The sequence below is a fragment of the Promicromonospora iranensis genome, assembly GCF_028994805.1.
GTDB lineage: Bacteria > Actinomycetota > Actinomycetes > Actinomycetales > Cellulomonadaceae > Promicromonospora > Promicromonospora iranensis.
In genome coordinates this window covers 266,749-291,799 of the sequence record NZ_JAJQQP010000007.1, presented here as the reverse complement: position 1 = coordinate 291,799, position 25,051 = coordinate 266,749, and the positions used below count along the sequence as shown (strand labels likewise).

Here is a 25,051-nt window from a genome sequence, read left to right as displayed (position 1 = left end):
TACCCGGCGCGGGAGGTGAGGTGAGGGCAAGCGATTCGCAATCGGTCGCACTCGACCGGGCGCAGAGCCGACCCCCGGCATATCCACCGGGTCGACATCACCAGCAGAGGATCATCCCATGCCCTACATCACTACCTCCGACGGTACAGAGATCTACTTCACCACGCAGGGCACGGGCCAGCCGGTCCTGTTCAGCCACGGCTGGCCGCTGAGCTCGGACGCCTGGCAGGTCGAGCTGAAGCTGCTCGCCGACGCCGGCTACCAGGCCATCGCGCACGACCGGCGTGGCCACGGCCGTTCCTCGAAGACGTCCACGGGCAACGACATGGACACCTACGCTCGCGACCTCGCGGAGCTGGTGGAGGCTCTCGACCTGCGCGATCTCGTCGTGATCGGCCACTCGACCGGTGGCGGTGAAGTGGTGCGCTACGCAGCGCAGCACGGTGCCGGGCGGGTCTCCCGTGTGGTCACGGTGGGTGCCGTACCTCCCCTCATGGTCCAGACCGAGGAGAACCCCGAGGGCCTTCCGATCAGCGTCTTCGACGGCATCCGCGCAGGCGTGCTGAACGACGCCTCGCAGTTCTACCAGGACCTCACGGTGCCGTTCTTCGGGGCCAACCGCGAGGGAGCGAACGTGTCCCAGGGTGCGAGGGACGACTTCTGGCGGCAGGGCATGCTGGTCAACCTGGCGGCCGCATACGACTGCGTGAAGGCATTCTCCGAGACGGACTTCACGGAAGACCTCAAGGCTCTCGACGTGCCGATCCTCATCGCGCACGGTGACGACGACCAGATCGTCCCGATCGGCGCCGCGGCGCTCCGCTCCGCCGAACTCGTGAAGCACGGCACCCTGAAGGTCTACCCGGGCGCGCCGCACGGTATCTACGGCGACTTCCGCGCGGCACTCGGCGCCGACATCCTCGAGTTCCTGGCCAGCTGATGCCCAACGTCGACGCCCGGCTCGCGGAGCTGGGCATCACGTTGCCGCGTCGGTCACCGGCACCCGCCGGCGTCTACGTGCCCGCGGTCGTCAGCGGCAACCTCGTACTCACGGCCGGTCAGCTTCCTCTCGTCGACGGGAAGCTGACCGTCACCGGAAAGGTCGGCGCGGGGGTCACACCCGAGGACGCCCACGACTGTGCACGCACCAGCGCACTCAACGCCCTCTCGGCCGTCGCCGAGGTGCTGGGCACTCTCGACCGAGTCACCCGCATCGTGAAGGTCGTCGGGTTCGTGGCGTCCGACCCGTCGTTCACTGCACAGCCCGGCGTGCTCGACGGGGCGTCCGAGGTTCTCGGCGAGGTCTTCGGAGACGCCGGGGTGCACGCGCGGAGCGCGGTCGGTGTCGCAGCTCTGCCGCTCGACTCGCCCGTCGAGGTGGAGCTGATCGTCGAGTTCGTATGACCCAGACCCTCCATACCCATGAAGGAGCATCAACGATGTCGCAGGAAATCACTGTTGTCCTGGTCCACGGCGCGTTCGCCGAGTCCGCCAGCTGGTCCGGCGTGATCCCCCGGCTCACGGAGGCCGGTGTGGCCGCCGTCGCCACACCCAACCCGCTGCGCAGCGTCACCACCGATGCGGAGAACGTGCGGCGGGCCGTCGAAGGAATCGGTGGGCCCGTCCTGCTCGTCGGCCACTCCTACGGCGGCGCGGTCATCACCGAGGCGGCCGTGGACAACGCCGCCGTCGTCGGCCTGGTCTACGTCGCGGCCTTCGCTCCCGACCATGGTGAGAACGCCCTGGAGCTGACCGGCAAGTTCCCCGGGAGCACGCTCGGCGAGACGGTGCGCTCGTACCCGCTGGGCGACGGCACCAACGACCTCGTCGTGGACCGCGACCTGTTCCCCGGTCAGTTCGCCGCCGACGTCCCGGCCGCGGAAGCCGCGACCCAGGCGCGCACGCAGCGGCCGATCAGGGACTTCGCACTCGGCGAGGCGCAGCCCGCGCAGACTCCGGCATGGAAGTCGCTCCCGTCGTGGTTCGTCTTCGGCGATGCCGACAAGAACATCCCTGTCGAGGGTCTGCGATTCATGGCGGAGCGTGCCGGAGCCGTCTCGATCAAGGAGATCCCCGGAGCGTCCCACTCGGTCATGGTGTCGCAGCCCCAGGCGGTCGTGGACCTGATCACCGAAGCGATCACCCACCTCTCCGAGGTGTAGCCCCGACGGCATGACGAAGGCCCCGACTCGATGAGTCGGGGCCTTTCGTAACAACGTGCGCGAGGGGGGAGTTGAACCCCCACGCCCTTTCGGGCACACGGACCTGAACCGTGCGCGTCTGCCTATTCCGCCACTCGCGCGCTGCTGGATGAGGCTAGCACGGCTCGAAGGCCGATTCCGAATCCAATAACCGTGAAGTGGTTCACGTCCCGTCGCAGGTCTAGTAGCGTGCGGATCCGCCCGCGCCTCTCTTCACCGTGCCACCTGAGGGAAGATCGGAGAAGATCCGCAGGACATCCACAGTATTGGAGTCTGCGGGGACCGACCGGTCTATACGATCTAGGTAGTCTGCCCGGCGCAGACCCCGGAAGGAGGTGGCATGGGCGCCCTGGACCGCTTCGAGAAGAGCGTGGAGCGCATGATGAACAACGCGTTCGCCAAGGTGGGACGTGGCGAGGTGAAGCCTGTCGAACTGGCGAGCAGGCTGCGACGCGAGCTGGACGACCGTGCCGCGGTTGTCGGACGCGACCGTACCGTCGCCCCGAACGAGTTCACCATCGAGCTCGCTCCCGACGACTTCGCCCAGATCGAGGCGTGGGGTGCGCAGACCCTCGCCGACGAGCTCGCGTCCAACATCACGGCGTACGCCGCGACGCAGCACTACGCGTTCGTGGGCCCCGTGAGCGTGACGTTCGACGAGCAGTACGAGCTGGTGCCCGGCCGTTTCACGGTGCGGTCGCGCAGCGTGCAGGGAAGCGTCGCCCCGGCGACCTCCGGCGCGCCGACCGGCAGGCACCCGCTCATCGACATCGATGGTCAGCGGTACCTGCTCACCGGACCCGTGACCGTCATCGGCCGTGACGCCGAGGCGGACATCGTGGTCGACGACCCGGGAGTCTCCCGCCGTCACCTCGAGATCCGCGTGACGCCGGACGGCGTCGTCGCGACCGACATGGGATCGACGAACGGCCTGTACGTCGAGGGCCACCAGGTCCCGGCCGCGACCCTGCTCGACGGCAACACGATGACCATCGGCCGTACCCGCATCATGTTCTGGACCGGCAGTGCCTCCGGTGCAGACAACGAGGACTGGTGAAGAACCTGACATGAGCGAGCTGACGTTCACCCTGCTCCGGCTGGGCTACCTCGTGCTGCTGTGGGTGTTCGTGCTCTCCGCCGTCGCCGTGCTCCGGCGCGACCTGGCAGGACCACGTACGGCCAGCGGCCGGCGGCGCCGGCCCGAGCTCGCGGGTCCGGCCCCGTCGCCGACCCCCGGGGGTGGCGCGCCCCGCGCTCCCCAGCGCGGCGGTCCCTCGCGGCTCGTCGTGGTGGCGGGCCCGCTCACGGGGACCACCATCCCGCTCACCTCGTCCGGCGTGCTGATCGGACGCGCGCCGAGCTGCACGCTCGTGCTCGACGACGACTACTCGTCGTCACGTCACGCACGGATCTTCCCCCAGGGCGGCCAGTGGTTCGTGGAGGACCTCGGCTCCACGAACGGCACGTACATCGGAGAGGAGCGGGTGCAGGGAATCCTCCCGCTCGCTCCAGGTGTGGGTGTGCAGATCGGACAGTCCGTCGTCGAGCTCCAGGGATGACCACCACGTGACCGTGACCTTGCGGTATGCCGCGCGCTCCGACGTCGGCCTCGTCCGCTCCAACAACCAGGACTCCGCCTACGCGGGGCCCAACCTCCTCGTCGTGGCCGACGGGATGGGCGGGCACGCAGGCGGCGACGTCGCGTCCGCGCTGACGATCGCAGCCCTGGTGGGCCTCGACCGGCCCGACCACAGCTCCGACCAGTCGATGTCCGAGCTCGAGCGCTCGATCGACCGCGCCCGGCAGGACCTCGTCGACGCGACGACGGCCGACCCGGACCTGGCGGGCATGGGCACCACCGTCACGGCACTGCTGAAGTCCGGCAACACGCTGGCCATGGCCCACCTGGGCGACTCGCGCGCGTACCTGCTGCGCGACGGCACCCTGGCGCAGGTCACCGTCGACCACACCTTCGTGCAGCACCTGGTCGACACCGGCCGCATCACCGCTGACGAGGCCGAGACCCACCCGCAGCGCAACGTCGTCATGCGGGTACTGGGCGACTTCGACCTGGACCTCACGCCCGACCTGTCGATCCGCGAGGCGATCCCGGGCGACCGCTGGATGCTCTGCTCCGACGGCCTGTCCGGCTTCGTGCCCGACGACGAGATCGCCGAGGTCCTCATCTCGGTCACGACCCCGCAGGACGCTGTCGAGCGGCTCGTCTCGATGTCCATGCGTGCCGGCAGCACCGACAACATCACCGTCGTCGTGGCCGACATCCTGGACGAGGCCGCGGCGGCCACCACCGCCGCAACCGTGACGCCGGAGATCGTCGGCTCGGCGGCACTCGCCGGCGTGACCGCGGCGGGCGGCGACCCCGCGAGCCCCACGGCCCTGCCCGGCTCCGACATCGACGGCGACACCGTGACCGGCTTCACCCGGTCCACGGTTCCGACGGGTGGCCAGGCGTCTCCCGCACCGGTCGCGGTCAGCGTCCTGCCCGACGCCGTGGCGCACGACGGCCTCGCCGACACGCTCGAGCAGGCCATGATCGCCGGTACGCCCGATGATGAGCAGTACCAGCCCGACGTCCAGCCCGACGACGACCTGGACGACGATGCCGACGAGGAGGAGACCCCGCCGAAGAAGCGCGTCTGGCTCACCGTGCTCGGTGCGCTGCTGCTCGTCGTCGGTCTCGTGCTCGCGGGCTGGGGCGGCTACCGCTGGACCCAGACCCAGTACTACGTGGGTGAGTCGGACGGCCAGGTCGCCGTGTTCCGCGGCATCCCGGCGACGGCCGGCCCGCTGACCTTCTCGACCCCGGTCGAGCTCACCGGCACCCGCGTCGACGAGCTGCCCGACTTCGTCGCCAACCGCGTGCACGAGACGATCCGGGCCACGTCGCTCGAGGATGCCCGCGGACGCGCCGACCGCCTCGTCGCGGACGCCACCGAGGAGCCCGAGCCGACGACTTCACCGTCCCCGACGCAGTCCCCGAGCCCCACGACCAGCAAGCAGCCGGGCGGAGACTCGTCACCGAGCTCCCGTACGACCTCTGCTGACACCGGCCAGGAGAAGAACGGATGAGCGCGCTCCGACCCGAGGAGAACGCCCCGACCCGCGTGGCGGAGGCCATCCTGCTCGTCGTAGCGCTCGCGCTCGGCATGGGCGGCATGTGGATGGTCGGCTACTCGATCCAGGACGGCCTGCCCGAGGGGTTCTGGACCTACTCGATCGTCCTCGCCGCGCTGGCCTTCACCGCGCACATCGTGCTGCGGCTGCGCGCTCCCTACGCCGACCAGGTGATCCTGCCCGCGGTGATTCTGCTGAACAGCGTGAGCATGGCGATGATCCTGCGCCAGGACCTCGACCCCGCCGGCATCGACGGTGCCAACGCCTCGCGCCATCTCATGTGGACGGCGCTGGGGATCATCGTGGCCTGCGTGGCCCTCTTCGCCATCAAGGACCACCGCAGCCTGCGTCGCCTCACGTACACGGCGATGATCGTGGGCATCGTCCTGGTGATCCTGCCCCTGGTCCCGGGGCTGGGCCGCGAGATCAACGGTGCGCAGATCTGGATCTTCATCGGCCCCTTCTCGGCGCAGCCTGCCGAGTTCGCCAAGATCGCCTTCGCCGTGTTCTTCGCCGGCTACCTGGTCGCGAACCGTGACACCCTGGCCCTGGCGGGCAAGAAGTTCCTCGGGCTGCAGCTCCCCCGCCTGCGCGACCTGGGTCCCATCCTCATCGTCTGGGCGGTCTCGCTGGCGGTTCTCGTGGGCGAGAAGGACCTCGGTACGTCGCTCCTCTTCTTCGGCCTGTTCGTCGGCATGCTCTACCTCGCGACCGACCGCGTCGGCTGGATCGTCATCGGCCTCACGATGTTCGCAGGAGGCGCGGTCCTGGCCTGGTCGATCTTCAGCCACGTGCAGCTGCGCGTGAACATCTGGCTGGACGCGCTCAACCCCGACCTCATGAACGGCCCGTCGTACCAGCTGGTCCAGGGTCTGTTCGCCATGTCCTACGGCGGTATGTTCGGCGCGGGCTGGGGCGAGGGCTACCCGGAGTACATACCGTTCGCCTTCTCCGACTTCATCTATGCCTCGCTCGGCGAGGAGCTCGGCCTGACCGGCTTGCTCGCGATCCTGCTGATCTACCTGGTGATCGTGCAGCGTGGCCTCCGGCACGCGATCGGCGTGCGGGACGGGTTCGGCAAGCTGCTGGCCGGCGGCCTCGCGTTCGTCATGGCCCTGCAGCTCTTCGTGGTGGTGGGCGGGATCACCCGCGTCATCCCGCTCACCGGTCTGACCCTGCCGTTCATGGCTCAGGGCGGGTCGTCCCTGCTCGCGAACTGGATAGTCATCGCACTCATGCTGCGCATCTCCGACGCTGCCCGACGCCCTTCCGCGCTGCCGACCCGCGGCGCCCTGGCTGACCCCGTACCCGCCGCGGCAAACGGTGACGCCATCGCGGTGGGGGGTGCGGGCCCGGTGCAGGCCGAGACCGAGGCCGGCGCCGGCCGCGGCGCGACGCCTGACGACGCGACGCAGATCGTCCGGGGGGTGGACCGGTGAACGCGACCCTCCGCCGTCTCTCGACCGTCGTGATGGTGATGTTCCTGGCCCTCATGGTGTCGACCAGCTGGATCCAGTTCGTCGCCGCCGGCGAGCTGAACGACCACCCGGGGAACGTCCGCGGGATCTACAGCGCCCTCTCGCGTGACCGCGGGCCGATAGTGGTCCGCGGTGGCGAGGCGATCGTGACCTCCGTCCCGGTGGACGACAACTTCAAGTACCAGCGCACCTACTCCGAGGGCGACGGCGGTGCTGCCAGCGTGTACGCGCCCGTCACGGGCTACTTCGCGGTCAACGGCACGGTCACCGGGATGGAGCGGTACGCGAACAGCTACCTCGCGGGCGAGGACGACTCGCTGTGGCTCGACCGTCTCCAGAACCTCGTCACGGGGGAGGAGGCGCAGGGCTCGTCGGTCGAGCTCACCATCGACCCCGAGGTGCAGAAGGCCGCCTGGGACGCCCTGGGCGACAACATCGGCGCGGCCGTGGCCATCGACCCGAAGACCGGGGCGATCCTCGCGATGGTCTCCAAGCCGTCGTACGACCCGAACACGCTGGCCGTGCACAACTCCGGCGAGGCGACGGCCGCCTCCGAGGCGCTGATCAACAACAAGCCCCAGGTCAACTCGATCGGCGGCGAGGAGCGGCTCAGCCCGTACGGCCCGACCATCAACCGCACGATCAACGCCGTCTACCCGCCCGGGTCCACGTTCAAGCTGCTCACCGCGGCTGCCGCCATCGAGTACGAGGGGAAGACCCCGGAGACCTCGATCCCGGCCGAGGACGTCTACCAGCTGCCCGGCACCACGGGCGACGGCGGCCGTGTGCAGAACTACGGTGGCCAGAAGTGCTCGGACACGGGCGAGATGCCGCTCAAGGACGCCATGCGGATCTCCTGCAACACCGCCTTCCTCGCCCTGGCCAACGAGGTCGGCAAGGACGGCATGCAGCAGATGTTCCAGGACTTCGGCTTCACCGAGTCGATCGACATCCCGATGTCCACCTCGGTCGGCGCCTACCCGGGCCTGTCCGACAGCGCCACGGACGACTCGGCCGCCCGTATCGCGCTCTCCGGCATGGGTCAGGGCGACCTCCGTATGACGCCGCTCCAGGTCGCCATGATGTCGGCTGCCATCGCGAACGACGGCGACCTGATGGAGCCGTACCTCATCCAGAGCGTGCGGGACAGCGACCTCGAGCTCGTCAGCCAGACCAAGCCGAGCCGCTACAAGAGCCCGTTCTCGTCGTCGACGGCCGACGCCCTCACCGAGATGATGGTCGAGGTCGTCCGGGACGGCTCCGGCACGGGCGCACAGATCTCGGGCGTCGACGTAGCGGGCAAGACCGGTACCGCCGAGGACGACCCGCGGTCGCCCACGCTGTGGTTCACCTCGTTCGCGCCCGCCAACGACCCGCAGGTCGCCGTCGCCGTGGTGCTGGAGAACGAGGGCCAGTCGACCGACGAGTCCACGGGTGGCGCCCTCGCCAGCCCGATCGCCGCGCAGATCATGCAGGCGGCGATCTCGAAATGAGGCCGGTCGAGGGTCTGACGCTCGGTGAGCGCTACACGCTCGTGCGGCGCATCGCCATGGGCGGCATGGGCGAGGTCTGGGTAGCGCGCGACGAGAAGCTCGCGCGTGAGATCGCCGTGAAGGTGCTCCGCGAGGAGTACACGGGCAACGAGGACTTTCTTCGTCGCCTGCGCACGGAGGCCCGGAACTCGTCGACCCTCGTTCACCCCAACATCGCGCAGATGTTCGACTACGGCGAGGAGCGCGGCGCCGGCTACCTCGTCATGGAGCTCGTGCTGGGCGAGCCGCTCGCCGACCTGCTCGAGCGCGAGCCCGTCCTCCCGCCGGCCCGGCTCCTGCCGATCCTGGCGCAGACGGCCCGAGGCCTACACGCCGCTCACCTCGCGGGGGTCGTGCACCGGGACGTCAAGCCGGGCAACATCCTGCTGGAGCACTCCGGCACGGTGAAGATCACCGACTTCGGCGTCTCCGTGGCGCAGAACCAGGTGCCCATGACCGCCACCGGCATGGTCATGGGCACGGCGCAGTACCTGTCGCCCGAGCAGGCGGTGGGCCAGTCCGCCACGGGCGCCTCCGACATCTACGCACTCGGCGTCGTCGCCTACGAGGCCACGGCCGGTCGGCGGCCGTTCACGGGCCGAACGCCTGTCGACATCGCGATCGCGCACGTCAACGCGCCGGTGCCGCTGCTGCCGACGTCGGTCCACCCGGGCCTCGCCGAGACCATCACGCAGATGCTGGAGAAGGATCCGGCGCAGCGCATCTCCTCGGCGGACCAGCTGGCACGGCACCTCGACGTGCTCGCCGCAGAGATCGCAGAGGACCCGTTCGGCAGCTCGCGCTATGCACGCCGGGCCCGCCGGGACGGCCCGCCGTCCGCGCCGCAGCGGTCGAACAACGGCCGGAGCGGCGCCGCGCCGCAGCCCGGGCCGTCCCACGCACGCCGGCAGACGCCGTTCGGCCAGAGCAGCGGCGGTCGGCACACCACCGTCGCGAACGCGCAGTCAGCGCCGCCCAGCCCGGACCGTGGCACCCCGGCCGGCGGGTACGGCTCGGGCACACCCGCGGGCGGCTACGGTTCGGGCCCTTTCGGCTCGGGTGCCCACGGTTCCGACTCGGCCGGCTACGGCACGACGTCGGGCACCCACGGCACCGACGCGTACGGGCGTCCCTACTCGCCCGCGCCGGGCACCCCGGCCGGCGGCCCTGGTTCGGGGCAGTACGGCACGGACTCCGCCGGCTACGGCGCGGACTCCGCGGGCTACGGCACGACGTCGGGTGCGTTCGGCACCGACGCCTACGGCCGGCCGCACGGTTCTGGCTACGTCCCACCGCCGTCAGGCACCGCGGCAGGCAACGGCGCGCGGTCCTACCCGTCGCGTCGCGATCTGCACTCGACACGCCAGGACGGGCGGAAGGTCCCCCAGCAGGGGCGCTCCGGGGGGCACCCTGGGAAGCGACGAAGTCTGTCGTCCGACATCCAACGGTGGGTGGGCGGGATCGAGGACCGCATCGGGGTCCGCGTGTCCTGGCCGCTTGTCGCGCTGGTCGCGTTGCTGCTGGTGGTGCTCATCATCACGCTGGTCACCGGAGGCGGTGACAACAGCGCTCTGCAGGAGCCGTGGGGTTCCTCCGAAATCCACGCCGAAATGCTGAATCCCCCGGCAGCGGCCGCAGTCGCCGCTTCTGGGATGATGCTTTTCAACGAGCCGTATGCCCTGAGGCAGACGGCCATGACATCTAAGGACGTATGAGTGGTGGAGAACACGCCCCGCGTACTCGCCGGCCGTTACGAGGTCGGCGAGCTTGTCGGCCGTGGCGGCATGGCCGAGGTCCACATCGGCCACGACACCCGTCTCGGTCGTACCGTCGCGATCAAGGTGCTGCGTTCCGACCTCGCCCGTGACCCGTCCTTCCTGGTGCGCTTCCGGCGTGAGGCGCAGTCCGCCGCCGCTCTGAACCACCCGGCTGTCGTCGCCGTGTACGACACGGGCGAGGACATCCACCAGAACGCCGCGGGCGAGGATGTGCACGTCCCGTTCATCGTCATGGAGTACGTGGAAGGCCACACGGTCCGCGACATCCTGACCGACGGTGCGGCGGTGCCCATCGAGGAGGCCGTCGAGATCACCGTCGGTGTGCTCAGCGCGCTGGAGTACTCGCACCACGCCGGCATCGTGCACCGCGACATCAAGCCCGCGAACGTCATGATCACGCCCACGGGCGCGGTCAAGGTGATGGACTTCGGCATCGCGCGCGCCATGGCGGACTCCGCCGCGACGATGACGCAGACGCACGCCGTGATCGGCACCGCGCAGTACCTCTCCCCGGAGCAGGCCCGCGGCGAGCAGGTGGATACCCGCTCCGACCTGTACTCGACCGGCTGCATGCTGTTCGAGCTGCTCACCGGCCGCCCGCCGTTCCAGGGCGACTCGCCGGTGGCGGTCGCGTACCAGCACGTGGGCCAGGAGCCGCAGCGCCCCTCCGAGGTCGCCACCGACGTCCCCGACGTGCTGGACCGCATCACGCTCAAGGCGCTGACCAAGGACCGCGAGCAGCGGTACAGCACGGCCGCGGAGTTCCGGCGCGACCTGGAGTCCGCGATGCGCGGCGGCCAGATCAGCGCGCCGATGGTGGGCGCCATGATGGGTGCCACCCAGGTCGCCGGCCAGCCCGCGTACGGCGCCACCCAGGTCATGTCGCCGACCCCGGCGAGCTGGGGTCCGACGACGGCGCAGCAGAGCCCCGTCACGCCCGGCGGGGGATACCCCGGTCAGCCGAACCGTGCCGACCAGGAGCCCGAGAAGAAGAGCAAGGCCCTCATGTGGTGGCTCCTCGGGATCGCTCTGGCAGCGGTCGCGGCCATCGCCATCGCGATGGCGATGGAGAACGCGGCCAACCAGGAGCCGACGACGGTGCCCGTGCCCCGGATCGCGGAGGGCCTGGCCGTTGACGACGCCAGGGCACAGATCGAGGCAGCCGGGCTGACCTTCCAGCAGGCGATCGACAAGGACTCCGACCTCGACGAGGGACACACCACGGGCACGACCGACCCCCCTGCGGGCGAGGAGGTCGACCCGAGCTCGACGGTCACCGTCTACGTCGCGGGCGCGCCCGGCCAGGTGACGATCCCCGACGTGAGCGGGCTGTCCCAGGACGCCGCTCGAGCGCGGCTCGAGGAGGCGAACCTCACGGTGGGAGGCACCGACTCCGAGAACAGCCGCAACGTCGGCAAGGACATGGTGACCAAGAGCGAGCCCGGAGCCGGGCAGACCGCCCAGGAGGGTTCCGAGGTCATCCTGTACGTCTCGACCGGCATGACGACGCTGCCGAACGTCATCGGGCAGTCCAGGCAGGGCGCGGAAACGCAGCTGGAGAACCTCGGCCTCGGCACCATCCAGTGGGACGAGGAAGAGAGCGACGAGGTCCCGCCGGGTACCGTCGTCCGCACCGATCCGGAGGCCGGCGACGTGCCGCAGGGCCAGTCGGTGACCGTCTTCCTCGCCAAGGCACCGGAGCCCGTGGAGACGACCGTCCCCGTCGACCTCGTCGGCAAGACGGTCGAAGAGGCCCAGGTCTCGTGCACCGGTTCCCAGGTCACGTGCGTCGAGGCCTCGCAGGAGCCCTCGGAGACCATCGAGGAGGGTCGAGTGATCCGCTCGGACCCGCCGCCCGGAGCCACGGTCGAGCAGGGCGCCAGGATCAACCTGGTGGTGTCCTCCGGTCCGGCCGAGGACGAAGGCGGAGGCAACGGCAACGGCGAGGGCGAAGGCGACGGCGAGGACGTCTTCCCGTAGCGCTCGTGCGCTGACCGGGGAGACCCGGTCAGCGCAGGACAGGCATGGCGTCGCCGGTCACGAGGTGACCAGCGGCGCCATTCCGCTTGCCCGATCCGCAGCGCCCTCGAGCCCGCAGGTCTCGAGCCAGTTCGCGAGCAGGCGATGGCCACCCTCGGTGAGGACGGACTCGGGGTGGAACTGCACGCCGTGCAGCGGCAGCTCACGGTGCTGCAGCCCCATGACGATGCCCGACGCCGTCGTGCACGTCACCTCGAGCTCAGCGGGCACGCTGTCCGGCGTCACGGCGAGCGAGTGGTACCGCGTAGCGGTGAACGGGATCGGCAGGCCGGCGAGAACCCCGGCCCCGGTGTGCTCCACGAGGCTGGTCTTGCCGTGCATGAGCTCCGGTGCGTGGGTCACCGTGCCGCCGTACACCTCGGCGAGGGCCTGGTGTCCGAGGCAGACGCCCAGCATCGGGGTGCGGGACCGGGCACAGGCGCGGATGACGTCCTCGGACGCGCCGGCCTCCGCGGGGGTGCCGGGTCCCGGCGACACGAGCACACCGTCGTAGGGCTCGGGGGTGCCGTCGTCGCCGTCGTACCAGTAGCGGCCGTCGGCGTCGGGGGAGGGCACGGCGTCGTTCCGGACCACCACGGTCCGGGCGCCGATCTGGTCGAGGTAGCCCACGATCGTGTAGACGAACGAGTCGTAGTTGTCGACGACAAGGATGCGCGTCATGGTCAAATGCTACGGCGAGGACCGCTACGCGCCGACCGTCGTGTCGTTGAAGGGCATGTACTCGCTGAGCCACGGGAAGAACTCGGTGAAGCACACTGCGACCACGCCGAAGATGAGCACGAGGCACACGAGGAACTTGAACCAGCCCGGCCCGGGGATCGCCCGCCACAGCAGCGCGTACATCAGCTCACCAGCTCCTTCGGCTTGCCTTCGCCCACCGGAGCCCAGTAGTCCAGCTCACCGTGCACGATGTACCGCTCGGTCGCGGAGAACATCGGGTGGCAGGAGGTGAGCGTGATGAACCGCTGGGTCAGCTCGGGCATGGGCTGGTCGTCGGTCACCCCGGGCACCGGGGCGATCACCTCGACGTTCTGTGGATACACGATCTTGGCCTCGGTCACCTTGTAGACGTACCAGGTCTCCTTGGTCCGGACCACGACGGCGTCGCCCGTCTCGAGCTCCGCGATCTGGTTGAACGGCTTGCCGTACGTGGTGCGGTGCGCGGCGACGGCGAAGTTGCCGAGATCGCCCGGCATCGCGGTGCCGGTGTAGTGCCCGATGCCGATGGTGTCGAGCACTGTCGCCTTGTCCGTGCCCTCGGCGACGGGCTTGACGTAGTCGTCCCCGAACCGGGGGATGAACATCTGGGCGAAGAGCGTCCCGGCCTCGGGCGGTTCCTTCATGACGGGCGGCGGCCCGTGGTTCTCCGGAGCTGTCGCCGGGCCCTGTGGCGCGGATCCCCAGTCCATCTCGGCGATGATCTCGCTCTGGGCCCGCGCGCCTTCGACGTCGGTCCACCAGAGCTGCCACACCACGAAGAGCCCGAGCACGACGCCTGCGGTCACCAGGAGCTCGCCCAGGGCGCCGATCAGCCAGGCGACCGGCCGCATGGGCGCCGTCGATCCGCGAGGACGCCGCGCGTTGCGCGGGCCCATGCCGGACGGACCGCGCTGATACGCGATGGGGAAGACCTCCTGTGGCAGCGGCACGTGATGGCCGGCCTGCGCGTGGGTCATCCAAAGACCTCCGTACCGTCGGGAACCGTCGCATACTGCAGACCGCCGCCGTCGTACGCGGGGAGGTCCAGGTCGTCACTGCGTTGCACGTCCCAGCCCAGGTGCACCCAGTCGACGTACTCGAGATACGTCTGGACGCCCTCGGAGCTGTCGAGTGACGACTCCATCTTCGCCGGGTCTCCGACCGCCGTCACCTTATAGGGCGGTGAGAACACTTTCCCGTGCAGCAGCAGGATGTTTCCGGAGCAACGGAACGCCGACGTCGAGGTCACGCGCTCACCCTGCAGCGTCATCGCCTCGGCCCCACCCGCCCACAGGGCGTTGATGACGTGCTGCAGGTCCTGCTGGTGCACCACGAGGTCGTCGGGCTGCGGCTCCACCCCACCGGGCCCCGTACCGACCGACGTCGACGGTGCATCGTCGAGCGTCACCGTGAGCCCAGTGCCACGCACCGGCTCGGACCCGGACACCACGCCCTCGCGCTTCACCAGGTCGCCGTCCAGCGTGGGGACCGTCGTGCTCGCGCGGGCGCTGAGCGTCTCGATCTCCCGGTCGAGCGCGCCGGTACGCTCGGTGAGCTCGGCGACCCGACCGGTCTCGGCGTCCACCAGCTGGGCGAGGTCCTGGGGATCGCGGGTGTCGGCGCCGCCGCCGTCGGCCAGCCGCGCGCTGGCGCTGAACATGAGCCCGGCCAGCACCGCGACGGAGCCCACACTGACCCAGGAGCGCCATCCCGCACGCGCCGGGGCACGCAAGAGGCCCTTCGCACCGCCCCTGGTGGACGGCGCGGGGGTCGGCCCGGGTCCGGTCACCGCGTCCCTCCTGCACCATTCGGTAAACCCGCGGACGCGTCTGGTCACGACTGCGGCCTGTGGAGCACTACGCTAGTCCACAAGAATGCAGACGTCGGCTCGGCACACCCGTCGGGCGGACCACCCCAGGACAGGAGCCCGCCTCGTGCCCGAGTCGAAGTCCCGCAACAAGAAGAAGGCCACGCCCAAGACCGAGAAGTCCGAGGCGAAGGTCGCCCTGCCCGGCGAGGCGACCAACCCGCGCTGGCTCGCCCCGGTGATGCTGGGCCTGATGATCCTCGGGCTCGTGTGGATCGTGACGTTCTACCTCACGAGCTCCGAGCTCGGTCTGCCGATCCCGCAGCTGGGGCAGTGGAACCTCGCGGTCGGCTTCGGCCTGATCATCGTGGGTTTCGGCCTCACGACGCGCTGGAAGTGACCGCTCCGCGGCCGCGCTGAGGCGGCCGCGGAACTGTGTCCCTATTTATCCACAGCTGTGGGTAAAGCTGGGGAAAAGAGAGTGGTGACAGACCGCCAGGTGTCGGAAACGGCCCAGTTGCTCGCATCGAGCACAGGGCGCCGCAGCGTCACCGCTGTGTTCACAGGACGCCTACGGAGCTGTAGCGCGCCACCGCCAGGCCCGCGAGAAGCGCGATGCCGACGACGGGAACGGCCCAGGCGACGGCGGCGCGACGGTCCTTCGGCGCGTACGCGTAGGCCGTGGCCACCAGAGCACCGGTGACGAGCCCACCCAGGTGCGCCTGCCAGGAGATGTTCGGCACGTAGAAGCCGATGGCACCGTTGATCGCGAGCAGGACGAGCACCTGACCCATGCTCCGGCCCAGCCGCCGCATCACGGGAAGCATCGCCCCGAACAGGCCGAACACCATGCCGGAGGCGCCGACGACCGGTGTCACCCAGGCATCTGACGTGAACGGGTCGCCCGCAAGGAGCAGCACGCCGACCGACCCGCCCACGGCGGAGAGCAGGCACAGGACCGTGAAGCGCAACCGCCCGAGCAGCGGCTCGAGGAACTGGCCGGTTATCCACAGGGCATACATGTTGAACAGGATGTGCAGCGGTGACGTCGAGTGCAGGAACGAGGCAGTGAGAAAGCGCCACGGCTCCACCGCACCGCCCCAGGGCCAGAACCACAGCATCTGCGTCCAGGCACCCGACGTCACCAGCTGCAGCAGCCAGCTCACGGCGCAGATCCCGATGATCGTGAGCGTGACCATCGGGCGACCGCTGGCAGCGGCGCTGTCAGCGGCGCCGCCGAAGACGGTCCGGACCCGCGGTGCCGTGCGCTTCGCCTCCCGAACGCAGTCGACGCACTGCACGCCGACGGCGGCCGGCCGCTGGCACTCCGGGCAGGCGGGCCGGCCACACCGCTGGCAACGCACGTAGGCCACCCGGTCCGGGTGGCGTGGGCAGACCGGGGCCTCGGCCTCGGTCGGCTCCTCAGCGGCCGGGTCGTTCATCGCGATACGTCCTCAGTCCCCTCGGTCCTCGGTGGCTCCGGTCGTGCCGGGCCAAGCCGGTGCGGCGGCCGTCGTCGGCCCTCAGGGCTCGATGGTGACCGACGTGATCGTGATGTCGTCGACGGGGCGGTCGCCGGGACGCGTGCGGGTCTTGCCGACCTTGTCGACGACCTGACGCGACGCGTCGTCGGCCACCTTGCCGAAGATGGTGTGCTTGCCGTTCAGCCACGGGGTTTCCGCGGTGGTGAGGAAGAACTGGGAACCGTTGGTCCCCTCGGTCTCACCCGTCACCGGGTTGCGACGCTTGCCGGCGTTGGCCATGGCGAGGATGTACTTCTCGTTGAACTGGAGCTCCGGGTGGATCTCGTCGTTGAACGTGTACCCCGGGCCGCCGGTTCCCGTCCCGAGCGGGCAGCCGCCCTGGATCATGAAGTCTTCGATCACGCGGTGGAAGATGAGGCCGTCGTAGAACGGGTCCTTGCGCTCTTCGCCCGTCCGCGGGTCCGTCCAGGCCTTCTCACCGGTCGCGAGGCCGACGAAGTTCTCGACAGTCTTGGGCGCGTGGTTCGGGAAGAGCTCGATTCGGATGTCACCGGAGGTGGTGTGCAGGATTGCGAACATGTATCAATCCTCCCACGGAGCGGCCCGCTGGCGCTGCACCGACTTCGCTCGCCCTCGCCAGCGAGGCCTGGCGGTGGCAGAGTGGCATCTTGAGGACTATTTGAACAGTTCGAGGGGAGCTTCATGACCCGCAAGAAGGTGACCGACTACGTGGACACGAACAAGATCGACACCGAGAAGGTCAAGGAGAGGGCCGCGGAAGCCGCAGCTCTGCTTTCCGACGTCAGCTCCAAGGCCGCAACGCAGGCAGGGGCCGTAGCGGCCCAGGCCAAGGACCGGGCCTCGAACGCCAAGGACTGGGCCCAGCCCCGCATGAACGAATTCATCGCGTGGCTCACACCCCGCGCGGAGAGGGCGTGGCAGGACAGCCTCCAGGCCGCGGCTCCTCAGGTCGAGAAGGCGGCGGGCAAGGCTGCGCCGCTCATCGACTCCGCGCACGACAAGCTCGTGGACGACCTGCTGCCGAAGATGGTCTCCGCGTTCAACGCCGCGGCGTCCAACGCGGCCTCCGCACAGAGCAGCGCCCTGGCAGCGGCCGCGGCTGCGGAGAAGGCGAGCAAGAAGAGCTCCAAGAAGGGTTGGCTCGTGGCACTGGCCGCGGGCGGCGCCGCGGCCGCCGGGTACATGTTCTGGAAGCGCGCGCAGCCGCAGACCGACCCGTGGGCCGAGCCCTGGGAGCAGGGCACGGGCGCCGACTACACGAACGGCGCCGCGGGCCACTCGTCCGGCGTCGGCGCTGCGGCCGGTTCCGCCGTCGCCAAGGGCAAGGAAGCGGGGGCCAAGGCCGCACAGACGGCCAAGGACCTCGGCGTCCGGGCCTACTCGGCGGCAGGCCCCGCGTTCGAGGCCGCGAAGGAGAAGGCCGGGCCGGTGCTGGAGAAGGCGAGCCCGGTCCTCGACGCCGCGAAGGAGAAGGCCGCACCGGTCTTCGACGCGGCGTGGGCGACGGCGCAGAAGGCGAGCACCGCTGCCCAGAAGCGCGGCGGCAGCAGCGACCCGGTGGTCGCGACACCGGAGGCAGCGGAGCTCGGGCCCACCGAGACCACTCCGTCCACCGAGATCCTCGACGAGCCGGTGCTGACCGAGCCCGCGATGGACCAGCCTCTGGTCGACGAGGTGCCACCCGCGGAGGAGAAGAAGCAGGAGGGCTGACCTCCGCTTCCCCTCGAGCGGGAGCAGGAGGGCCCGGCCAGCTCGGCCGGGCCCTCCTGTCATGCGCGAAGCGGCTGGCGGGCGCGGGGTCAGCCGCCGATGGGCGTGGCTGCCCCGGTGAACGGGTCCAGCTGGATGAACGCTTCGGTGGGATCGCCGTCGTGCACGAGCGACTCCTGGTTGACGACGTCGTCGAAGGCGAAGGCGTAGGCCTTGCCGTCCGCCATCTGCTCGTGAATGTACTTGGCGTAGTAGTTGGTCACCGGGTCCTGGTAGAAACCGGCGGGGTCCTGGGTCGGCTGCGTGGTGCTGTCGAGCAGCGAGGAACGGTGGAACCCGGCGCACAGCGTGCGGGCGATGGCGCCGACGTCGTCGTTGGGCGCCGCCAGGTCGCCGGCGCACCCGAAGATCGACTCACCCGAGGGCTTCGGGAAGGTGGCCACGACGGCGCCGGAGGTGTCGGTGAACGTCATGGTGTCACCGGAGACGGTACCGAGGAACTTCGTCTCCGGTCGGTCGCCGTACGGCACGACCGTCAGGGTCTCGCTGGAGTACTTGCTCCAGACCCGGTCCACGTAGTCCGACAGGATGTTCGCGTCCACCTGGCCCGTACCGATCCCGTGCCCGGGAGACAGGATACGTAGCACCGAGCCGTCGGGTCCTGTCTGCGCGAGACCGTCCCAGCCGTCCTGCTGCGACAGGGTGGAGACGACGTTGTCCCAACCGTCCGGCTTGAGCATCCCGGTGTGCATGAGCTCGCCGCTCGAGGAACGCAGACCTGTCTGGTAGGGCGCGGAGAAGAAGTCGACCTGGGTGCTGTTGATCCACAGGCCGGAGTCGTTGAGCGTGTACTCGGTCCAGTTGAACAGGATGTTCCGGTTCGGGTCGTCCGGGTTCTGGACGGCGGGCTGCACGAGCCGACCGTCGTTGACGATCTTGAAGTCGAGCTTGCTGCCGTACGAGAAGTAGACCCGTCCGGACAGCTTGGGCATCTGGATGGTGACGTCCTGCCCGTCGGCGGGTCCGGTGATGGACGCGTCGGGCGCCGGCTCCGGGACGCTGCCCGCGTCCGGCCAAGGGTGGAACGTGCCCTCGGCGTCGGCGTAGCCCAGTTGGCCGCCGGTCTCGCCAAGGACGTAGATGAACACCTGGTCACCACGGCCCGAGTCGTTGGTGATGGTGAGCGGGATGGTGTCGGGCACCGCGGTGGCCGTCGGCGTGGCGACGACGGCAGCCGACAGGGCTGCGGTCAGGGCGGCGGCGGTGCCGATGAGTTTCCTGGTCAGGGTCACTCGGTCCTCCTCGAATCGCGAGGGGCCGGTCAGTTGGTGATGCGTGCCCCTCCGCCTCGACAATATGGAAGGGGTCCTGCCATGTCAGTAGCCCGGCGCGGATCGGGGGTGAAAAATGCGGGTCTAGACCCCGATGTACGGGTATGCCACTAGCCGGTCTACGTGGTCCCCCGGACACGAGAGAGAGCCGCCCACTCGATGCACTCCAGAGCTCATCCTCACTGCGGACCTCGGGGCCGCATGATGAGCGCTACGACGGAGTAGGAGCACGGCTCGCTCCCCGGATTGGCGTAGGCATGGGCCACGTCGGCGGCGAAGTAGAGGGAGTCTCCGGCGAGCAGGTCGGTCACCTGGCCGTCCAGGCCGAGCCGGAGGGTCCCGCTCTCCACCACGACGAACTCGTGCGAGCCCGGCGCGTAGGCGGGGAACTCGCCGGCGTCACAACCTGCGGGCAGGGTGGTGCGGATCCACTCCAGATTCACCCCGGGCACGACCGGGCTGACGACGGTCCGTCGCCACCCGCCTGGCTCGTCGATGGTGTCCTGGTCAGCGGCGCGGCGAACGATCACGCGACGCGGCTCGACATCGTCGATCAGGTCGGCCAGGCCGGTGCCGAGCCCGTCGGCGATGCGGGACAGCACCACAATCGTGGGGGCTTTCTGCCCACGCTCCACCGAGGAGAGCATGCTGACGCTCACCTCCGTCGCAGCCGCCAACTGTGCCAGCGTCATACCCCGATCGTGACGCAGGCCCTGGAGACGCGTACCCAGCTTCGCGAGATCAATCATTCCGCTATAATAGTCGCGCCTTATACTATAGTGGAATCGAGCTCGATGTGTCCGCGTTGATCCGCCCCGTCGCCCTCGACTCCGCCGACCTCACCGCCGTCGCGGCGATCATGGAGCACTACGTCGAGCACACCGTCGCGACCTTCAACGAGATCCCACCGACCGTCGACGACTGGGTCCAGCGGCACGCGGACATCGCTGCGCGTGGCCTTCCGTTCCTCGTCGCCGAGACGGCCGGGGGAGTGGTCGGCTTCGCCTATGTCACCCCGTGGCGCCCGCAGTCGGCGTACCGGCACACGGTCGAGAACTCCGTCTATCTCGACCCGGCCGCGACCGGCAGAGGCGTCGGCACCGCACTGCTGGCGGAACTGGTCGACCGAGCTTCGGCAGCTGGTTGCCGGCAGATGATCGCCGTCATCGCCGATACGGGTCACCCGGCCTCCGCGGCCCTGCACCGCCGCCTCGGTTTCACCGACGCCGGCCGACTCCGCGCAGTGGGGCACAAGCACGGCCGATGGATCGACACCCAGTTCATGCAGCGCGACCTGGTGACCGGCTGACCGGAGCGGCGGCGGCAGGCGCGCCGCCGGCACACCGCAGAGACGACTGTGCCCACCGAGAGCCGAACGAGTCCGGCCCTGGTGGGCAGTGTGTGGAGCCAGCGGGACTCGAACCCGCAACCCCCTGCTTGCAAAGCAGGTGCGCTACCAATTGCGCCATGGCCCCTCTGCGGGGTGCTCAGTCGAGCGAGTCGGTGACCTCGGACCACAGGTCGCGGCCCGCCGCGTCCTCACTCAGCTTGCGCCAGAGAACATAGCCGGCGCCGGCAGCGAGCAGCACTATGAGCAGCTTCTTCACGAGTTCCTCCTGAGGAGCCTCTGCAGGTCCGGGAGTGGGGCTAGGAGGACTTGAACCTCCGACCTCTTCCTTATCAGGGAAGCGCTCTAACCGTCTGAGCTATAGCCCCGGGCGAGCGTTCCGCACGCTCACGCGACACTGGAGATTACCCCAGGTAGGGACGATGTCCCAAACCGAAATCGCGGTCCGCGGTGTGACGTACATCGAGTCGTGCGCGACAGCGCACGAGAACGCTCTGGGCGACGCCGAGAGAGGCGTCAGTCGTCGGTCAGCGTCATGTGCACGCCGCCGACGAGTGCTGCAGTGATGTTGTACAGGAACGCCATGATCGTGGCGATCGCCGTCAACAAGACAATGTTACAGATGCTGATCAGGGTCGCCAGCGAGATGACACGCGGGAACTCCACGAACTGCGTGAGGTTCACGTTGCTCTGCGGGCCCACGGCTTCTTCCACGAAGTTCTGCACGGTGGTGAACACGCCGAGACTGTCCAGCACCGACCAGAAGACCGCGGTGGCGACCACTGTCATGATCGCGATCGCCACGGCCAGCAGGAAGGCGAGCTTCATGACGGACCACGGGTCCACCCGAGAGATGGCGAGGCGCACGCGGCGCGGGCCGGCCGGAGCCGGGCGCGGCACCTCGGGTGTGGGGGCCGACGCGGGCTGTGGCGGCGCCTGGGGTGCCGTGGCACCCGCGGCCTGCGGGCCGGCAGGAGTGGCGGTTCCGCGTACCCCGCCCGCAGTGTAGTGCATCTCCGGCCGGGGCGTGGTCTCGCTCGCGGGCGTCGCCGACCGCGTGTCGTCGTCAGGCATGATCGACGTCACCTTCTTGGCTGCGCTGCGGGCAGCGTCAAGGGCAGCATGGGCTGCCTTCATCGCGCCCGCTCGAACACCGTCTGTATTCTCCGACGCGGTCGCCGGAGGTGCCGGCGGCGCATCGGGTGCCGGAACCCGGTTCCATGACTTCGCACTGGCTGCCGCCTCCGGTGCGGGGGCGCTCGGTGGCGGCGGGACGTCCGTCTTCGTCGAGACGCGACCGATCGCGGACCCGAGATCTGGCGCAGCCGTGGGCTCGCTCGCCTCCGACTTCGCCGGAGCGGCGGGCTTCGACTCCTTGCCGGGGCGGCCCGCCTCGTACGCAGACCGCCAGATGCCACCGGTGGTGGGCACGCCCGACTCCTCCGGCGCGGGAGGCACTGGAGTCTCCGCGCCGGGTCGAGGCCGAGCCGGCTTCGTCGGCGTGGCGGCGGGAACGGCGACCGGCCCGGACGGCAGCTCGGCGTCCTCGCGCGCCGCGTCGGAACCACCAGCGGCGGTGCCGGAACTGGCACCATCAGTCTTCTTCGTCGACGCCGAGCCCTTGCCCGACCCAGTTCCCGCGTCCGACCCCGCCTGCTCCGAGTCAGGGGTCTCAGCCGGAGCCTGCTCCGCCTTCAGGTCCTTGCGGTCCCTGGTGATCTCCAGGTCTTCGTCGAGCGCGGGCGGCGCCGTGCGCACGGGCCCGCTCTTGTCACTCGTCATCAGCTGTCCTCGCGTCCAGTGCTGTCCTGCTCAGGGCTGCTCGGAACCTCTTCGGGATTCGAAATCTCTTCCACGGTAACCCGCTCCGCAGAGTCACCGTCGGAGTTCTCGTCCACAGCACCTGCCGCCTCGTCCGCGACCTCACGTTCCGCGTTACGCGCGACGGCGATGATCCTGTCGCCCTTGTCCGGCTTTGCGAAGGTTACTCCCTGCGTGTTCCGCCCGGTGAGATTGACCTCCGCCACGGCGGAACGGACGATCTTGCCGCGTTCCATGATGACGAGCACCTCGTCGTCCGTGTAGGTGACGAGCGCCCCGACCAGGTCGCCGCGCGCCTCGACAAGGTTCGCCACCTTGATGCCGAGGCCGCCCCGGCCCTGGACCCGGTACTCGGAGATGCGGGTGCGCTTGGCGAAGCCACCTTCGGTCACCACGAAGAGATCGGCCCCGTCGATGACGACGGCGGCGGAGAGCAGCTCGTCGTCCTCCCGGAACTTCATCCCGGTGACACCGGACGTGGCGCGACCCAGCGGGCGGATCGACTCGTCGTCCGCGTGGAAGCGGATCGACTGCCCCTTGCGCGACACGAGGATGAGGTCGTCGTCGGCGTTCACGAGGCGGGCCGAGACCAGCTCGTCCGCGGCGCCGTCGGCGTCCTCCCGCAGGTTGATCGCGATGAGCCCACCCGACCGCGGCGAGTTGTACTCGCTCAGGCGGGTCTTCTTGACGAGCCCACGACGCGTGGCAAGGACCAGGTACTCCGCGGCCTCGTAGTCGGGGATGTCGAGCACCTGGGCGATCTTCTCGCCCGGCTGGAACGCCAGCAGGTTGGCGACGTGCTGGCCCTTGGAGTCCCGGCTGCCTTCAGGCAGCTCGTAACCCTTGGCCCGGTAGACCCGGCCGAGGTTGGTGAAGAACAGCATCCAGTGGTGGGTCGTCGTCGTGAAGAAGTGGTCCACGATGTCGTCCTCGCGCAGCTGCGTGCCGCGCACACCCTTGCCGCCGCGCTTCTGCGAGCGGTAGTTGTCCGTCCGCGTCCGCTTGGCGTAGCCGCCGCGGGTGATCGTGACGACGACGTCCTCCTCGGGGATGAGGTCCTCCATCGACATGTCACCGTCGTACGGAAGGATCGTGGTCCGACGCTCGTCGCCCCAGCGCTCGGTGACCTCGTCGAGCTCCTCGCCCACGATGTCCCGCTGGCGGTCCGGCTTGGCGAGGATGTCGAGGTAGTCGTCGATCTGGGTCTGCAGCTTGGCGTGCTCGTCGAGGATCTTCTGCCGCTCGAGGGCCGCCAGGCGACGCAGCTGGAGAGCCAGGATGGCGTTCGCCTGCTGCTCGTCGATGGCGAGCAGGTCCATCAGACCTGTCCGCGCGCCGTCGGCGTCAGGGGAGCGGCGGATCAGCGCGATGACCTCGTCGAGCGCGTCGAGGGCCTTGAGGTAGCCCTCGTAGATGTGGATCTGGTCCTGCGCCTCCTTGAGGAGGTACTCGGTACGCCGGCGCACGACCTCGATCTGGTGCGTGGTCCAGTGCCGCACGAACGCGTCGATGCTCAGGGTGCGCGGCACCTCGTCGACCAGTGCCAGCATGTTGGCGCTGAAGTTCTCCTGCAGCTGGGTGTGCTTGTAGAGGTTGTTCAGCACCACCTTGGCCACGGCGTCCCGCTTGAGCACGATCACCAGGCGCTGACCGGTGCGGCCGGAGGTCTCGTCGCGAATGTCCGCGATGCCCTGGATACGGCCGTCGTTGACGAGGTCCGCGACCTTCTGCGCCAGGTTGTCCGGGTTCACCATGTACGGCAGCTCGGTGATCACGAGGCAGACCCGGTTCTGGATCTCCTCGACGTTCACCACGGCGCGCATGGTGATGGAGCCACGACCCGTGCGGTACGCGTCCTCGATGCCCCTGTGACCGAGGATCTGCGCGCCCTGCGGGAAGTCCGGACCCTTGATGCGCTGCAGAAGGGCCTCGAGCAGCTCCTCCCGAGTGGCCTCGGGGTGAGCGAGGTGCCACCGCACACCGTCCGCCACCTCACGCAGGTTGTGCGGCGGGATGTTCGTCGCCATCCCGACGGCGATGCCGGCCGATCCGTTGACCAGAAGGTTGGGGATGCGCGCCGGAAGGACCACCGGCTCCTGCGTACGGCCGTCGTAGTTCGGCCGGAAGTCGACGGTGCCCTTCTCGATGTCGCGCACCATCTCCATGGCGAGCGGTGCCATCTTGCACTCGGTGTACCGGGGGGCGGCAGCAGGGTCGCTGCCCGGCGAGCCGAAGTTGCCCTGGCCGGCCACCAGCGGGTACCGCAGCACCCAGTCCTGGACCAGCCGGACCAGGGTGTCGTAGATAGCGGTGTCACCGTGCGGGTGATACTTGCCCATGACGTCGCCGACGACGCGCGAGCACTTCGAGAACGCGCGGTCAGGGCGGTAGCCGCCGTCGTACATCGCGTAGATGACACGGCGGTGCACCGGCTTGAGGCCGTCCCGCACGTCGGGCAGCGCGCGGCCCACGATCACGCTCATCGCGTAGTCGAGGTACGACCGCTGCATCTCGAGCTGGAGGTCAACCTGCTGGACACGGCCGTGGTGCACCGCGACTCGCGCGTCCTCCACGGGAATGCCGTCGTCGGAGTTCTCCACGCCGGGGGTCTCGTCCGTCACCGTCTGTACTTCCTTTCCACGCCGGTGGGCGTGTCACTTCGTCTC

Annotated in this window: 24 protein-coding genes and 3 tRNA genes; 13 read left to right on the top strand and 14 right to left on the bottom strand. The window is 69.4% G+C overall.

The genetic code is table 11. The features are described 5' to 3' along the window. The first annotated feature begins 118 nt into the window (after positions 1 to 118). Genes LUM46_RS14110 through LUM46_RS14100 form a run of 3 tightly spaced genes read left to right on the top strand, consistent with a single transcriptional unit; the run spans position 119 to position 2,162 of the window. On the top strand, positions 119 to 940 hold the full coding sequence (locus LUM46_RS14110) for an alpha/beta fold hydrolase (protein WP_274994691.1): 822 nt from the start codon (positions 119 to 121) through the stop codon (positions 938 to 940). Further along, entirely contained in the window at positions 940 to 1,404 is a 465-nt protein-coding gene (locus tag LUM46_RS14105) for a RidA family protein (RefSeq protein WP_274994690.1), read from the top strand. The genes LUM46_RS14110 and LUM46_RS14105 overlap by 1 nt, the downstream gene beginning before the upstream one ends. 35 nt (positions 1,405 to 1,439) lie before the next feature. Next, positions 1,440 to 2,162 carry an alpha/beta fold hydrolase gene (locus LUM46_RS14100; RefSeq protein WP_274994689.1) on the top strand — a complete coding sequence of 241 codons (723 nt, stop codon included), beginning with the start codon at positions 1,440 to 1,442 and terminating at the stop codon, positions 2,160 to 2,162. Between the two features lie 56 nt (positions 2,163 to 2,218). Here LUM46_RS14100 and LUM46_RS14095 read toward each other — a convergent pair. Then, positions 2,219 to 2,302 (bottom strand) — tRNA-Leu (locus tag LUM46_RS14095). Between the two features lie 239 nt (positions 2,303 to 2,541). Here LUM46_RS14095 and LUM46_RS14090 point away from each other — a divergent pair. From LUM46_RS14090 to pknB, 7 genes are read left to right on the top strand one after another with little or no spacing between them, the layout of a single operon-like run. After that, positions 2,542 to 3,258, top strand: a complete 717-nt coding sequence (locus LUM46_RS14090) for an FhaA domain-containing protein (protein WP_020017306.1) — start codon at positions 2,542 to 2,544, stop codon at positions 3,256 to 3,258. A gap of 10 nt (positions 3,259 to 3,268) precedes the next feature. Next, positions 3,269 to 3,760, top strand: coding sequence for an FHA domain-containing protein FhaB/FipA (locus LUM46_RS14085; protein WP_274994686.1), 492 nt, complete (start codon positions 3,269 to 3,271; stop codon positions 3,758 to 3,760). Positions 3,761 to 3,767: 7 nt separating this feature from the next. After that, positions 3,768 to 5,291, top strand: coding sequence for a PP2C family protein-serine/threonine phosphatase (locus LUM46_RS14080; RefSeq protein ID WP_274994684.1), 1,524 nt, complete (start codon positions 3,768 to 3,770; stop codon positions 5,289 to 5,291). Beyond that, positions 5,288 to 6,775: an FtsW/RodA/SpoVE family cell cycle protein gene (locus LUM46_RS14075; protein ID WP_274994683.1), complete on the top strand. Its 1,488-nt coding sequence runs from the start codon at positions 5,288 to 5,290 to the stop codon at positions 6,773 to 6,775. Before LUM46_RS14080 ends, LUM46_RS14075 begins: the two co-directional genes overlap by 4 nt. Continuing rightward, positions 6,772 to 8,307: a peptidoglycan D,D-transpeptidase FtsI family protein gene (locus LUM46_RS14070; RefSeq protein ID WP_274994682.1), complete on the top strand. Its 1,536-nt coding sequence runs from the start codon at positions 6,772 to 6,774 to the stop codon at positions 8,305 to 8,307. Before LUM46_RS14075 ends, LUM46_RS14070 begins: the two co-directional genes overlap by 4 nt. Beyond that, a complete protein-coding gene (locus LUM46_RS14065) occupies positions 8,304 to 10,061 on the top strand; it encodes a serine/threonine-protein kinase (protein WP_274994681.1) in 1,758 nt (585 codons plus the stop codon). The genes LUM46_RS14070 and LUM46_RS14065 overlap by 4 nt, the downstream gene beginning before the upstream one ends. Further along, complete coding sequence (gene pknB / locus LUM46_RS14060; RefSeq protein WP_274994680.1) at positions 10,062 to 12,104, top strand: Stk1 family PASTA domain-containing Ser/Thr kinase; 2,043 nt, start codon at positions 10,062 to 10,064, stop codon at positions 12,102 to 12,104. 57 nt (positions 12,105 to 12,161) lie between these two features. Here the strand turns inward: pknB and LUM46_RS14055 are convergent, their stop codons facing one another. The 4 genes from LUM46_RS14055 to LUM46_RS14040 are packed head-to-tail and all read right to left on the bottom strand — an operon-like array spanning position 12,162 to position 14,652. Beyond that, entirely contained in the window at positions 12,162 to 12,824 is a 663-nt protein-coding gene (locus tag LUM46_RS14055) for an aminodeoxychorismate/anthranilate synthase component II (protein WP_274994679.1), read from the bottom strand. A gap of 24 nt (positions 12,825 to 12,848) precedes the next feature. After that, the gene (locus tag LUM46_RS14050) at positions 12,849 to 13,007 is read right to left on the bottom strand and encodes a hypothetical protein (RefSeq protein WP_274994678.1); all 159 of its coding nucleotides are present in this window, start codon (positions 13,005 to 13,007) and stop codon (positions 12,849 to 12,851) included. Further along, positions 13,007 to 13,840 carry a class E sortase gene (locus tag LUM46_RS14045; RefSeq protein ID WP_274994677.1) on the bottom strand — a complete coding sequence of 278 codons (834 nt, stop codon included), beginning with the start codon at positions 13,838 to 13,840 and terminating at the stop codon, positions 13,007 to 13,009. Before LUM46_RS14045 ends, LUM46_RS14050 begins: the two co-directional genes overlap by 1 nt. Further along, positions 13,837 to 14,652 (bottom strand): DUF881 domain-containing protein, encoded by an 816-nt coding sequence (locus tag LUM46_RS14040; protein ID WP_274994676.1) that lies wholly within the window; start codon positions 14,650 to 14,652, stop codon positions 13,837 to 13,839. The genes LUM46_RS14045 and LUM46_RS14040 overlap by 4 nt, the downstream gene beginning before the upstream one ends. 145 nt (positions 14,653 to 14,797) lie before the next feature. Here LUM46_RS14040 and LUM46_RS14035 point away from each other — a divergent pair, with 145 nt between their 5' ends. Continuing rightward, positions 14,798 to 15,070, top strand: coding sequence for a cell division protein CrgA (locus LUM46_RS14035; RefSeq protein ID WP_274994675.1), 273 nt, complete (start codon positions 14,798 to 14,800; stop codon positions 15,068 to 15,070). Positions 15,071 to 15,230: 160 nt separating this feature from the next. On the opposite strand, the gene LUM46_RS14030 is transcribed toward LUM46_RS14035, so the two are convergent. Next, positions 15,231 to 16,112, bottom strand: coding sequence for a rhomboid family intramembrane serine protease (locus LUM46_RS14030; RefSeq protein ID WP_274994672.1), 882 nt, complete (start codon positions 16,110 to 16,112; stop codon positions 15,231 to 15,233). Between the two features lie 81 nt (positions 16,113 to 16,193). Next, the gene (locus tag LUM46_RS14025; RefSeq protein WP_274994671.1) at positions 16,194 to 16,733 is read right to left on the bottom strand and encodes a peptidylprolyl isomerase; all 540 of its coding nucleotides are present in this window, start codon (positions 16,731 to 16,733) and stop codon (positions 16,194 to 16,196) included. Positions 16,734 to 16,856: 123 nt separating this feature from the next. Between LUM46_RS14025 and LUM46_RS14020 the strand changes: the two genes are divergently transcribed. Then, positions 16,857 to 17,885: a hypothetical protein gene (locus LUM46_RS14020; protein WP_274994670.1), complete on the top strand. Its 1,029-nt coding sequence runs from the start codon at positions 16,857 to 16,859 to the stop codon at positions 17,883 to 17,885. Positions 17,886 to 17,974: 89 nt separating this feature from the next. On the opposite strand, the gene LUM46_RS14015 is transcribed toward LUM46_RS14020, so the two are convergent. After that, positions 17,975 to 19,177 carry a beta-1,3-glucanase family protein gene (locus tag LUM46_RS14015; protein ID WP_274994669.1) on the bottom strand — a complete coding sequence of 401 codons (1,203 nt, stop codon included), beginning with the start codon at positions 19,175 to 19,177 and terminating at the stop codon, positions 17,975 to 17,977. A 218-nt stretch (positions 19,178 to 19,395) separates the two neighbouring features. Continuing rightward, positions 19,396 to 19,965 carry a helix-turn-helix domain-containing protein gene (locus tag LUM46_RS14010; protein ID WP_274994668.1) on the bottom strand — a complete coding sequence of 190 codons (570 nt, stop codon included), beginning with the start codon at positions 19,963 to 19,965 and terminating at the stop codon, positions 19,396 to 19,398. Positions 19,966 to 20,012: 47 nt separating this feature from the next. Here LUM46_RS14010 and LUM46_RS14005 point away from each other — a divergent pair, with 47 nt between their 5' ends. Next, entirely contained in the window at positions 20,013 to 20,525 is a 513-nt protein-coding gene (locus tag LUM46_RS14005) for a GNAT family N-acetyltransferase (RefSeq protein WP_274994667.1), read from the top strand. A 93-nt stretch (positions 20,526 to 20,618) separates the two neighbouring features. On the opposite strand, the gene LUM46_RS14000 is transcribed toward LUM46_RS14005, so the two are convergent. The 5 genes from LUM46_RS14000 to gyrA all read right to left on the bottom strand — a co-directional run bounded on the left by LUM46_RS14000 (position 20,619) and on the right by gyrA (position 25,006). Continuing rightward, a tRNA-Ala gene (locus tag LUM46_RS14000) sits at positions 20,619 to 20,691 on the bottom strand. 12 nt (positions 20,692 to 20,703) lie between these two features. Then, complete coding sequence (locus LUM46_RS13995; protein WP_274994665.1) at positions 20,704 to 20,823, bottom strand: DLW-39 family protein; 120 nt, start codon at positions 20,821 to 20,823, stop codon at positions 20,704 to 20,706. A 35-nt stretch (positions 20,824 to 20,858) separates the two neighbouring features. Next, positions 20,859 to 20,932, bottom strand: a tRNA-Ile gene (locus LUM46_RS13990). A 148-nt stretch (positions 20,933 to 21,080) separates the two neighbouring features. Next, complete coding sequence (locus LUM46_RS13985) at positions 21,081 to 22,346, bottom strand: DUF3566 domain-containing protein (RefSeq protein ID WP_274994664.1); 1,266 nt, start codon at positions 22,344 to 22,346, stop codon at positions 21,081 to 21,083. Beyond that, the gene (gene gyrA, locus LUM46_RS13980) at positions 22,346 to 25,006 is read right to left on the bottom strand and encodes a DNA gyrase subunit A (RefSeq protein ID WP_374726958.1); all 2,661 of its coding nucleotides are present in this window, start codon (positions 25,004 to 25,006) and stop codon (positions 22,346 to 22,348) included. The genes LUM46_RS13985 and gyrA overlap by 1 nt, the downstream gene beginning before the upstream one ends. Positions 25,007 to 25,051 lie beyond the last annotated feature (45 nt).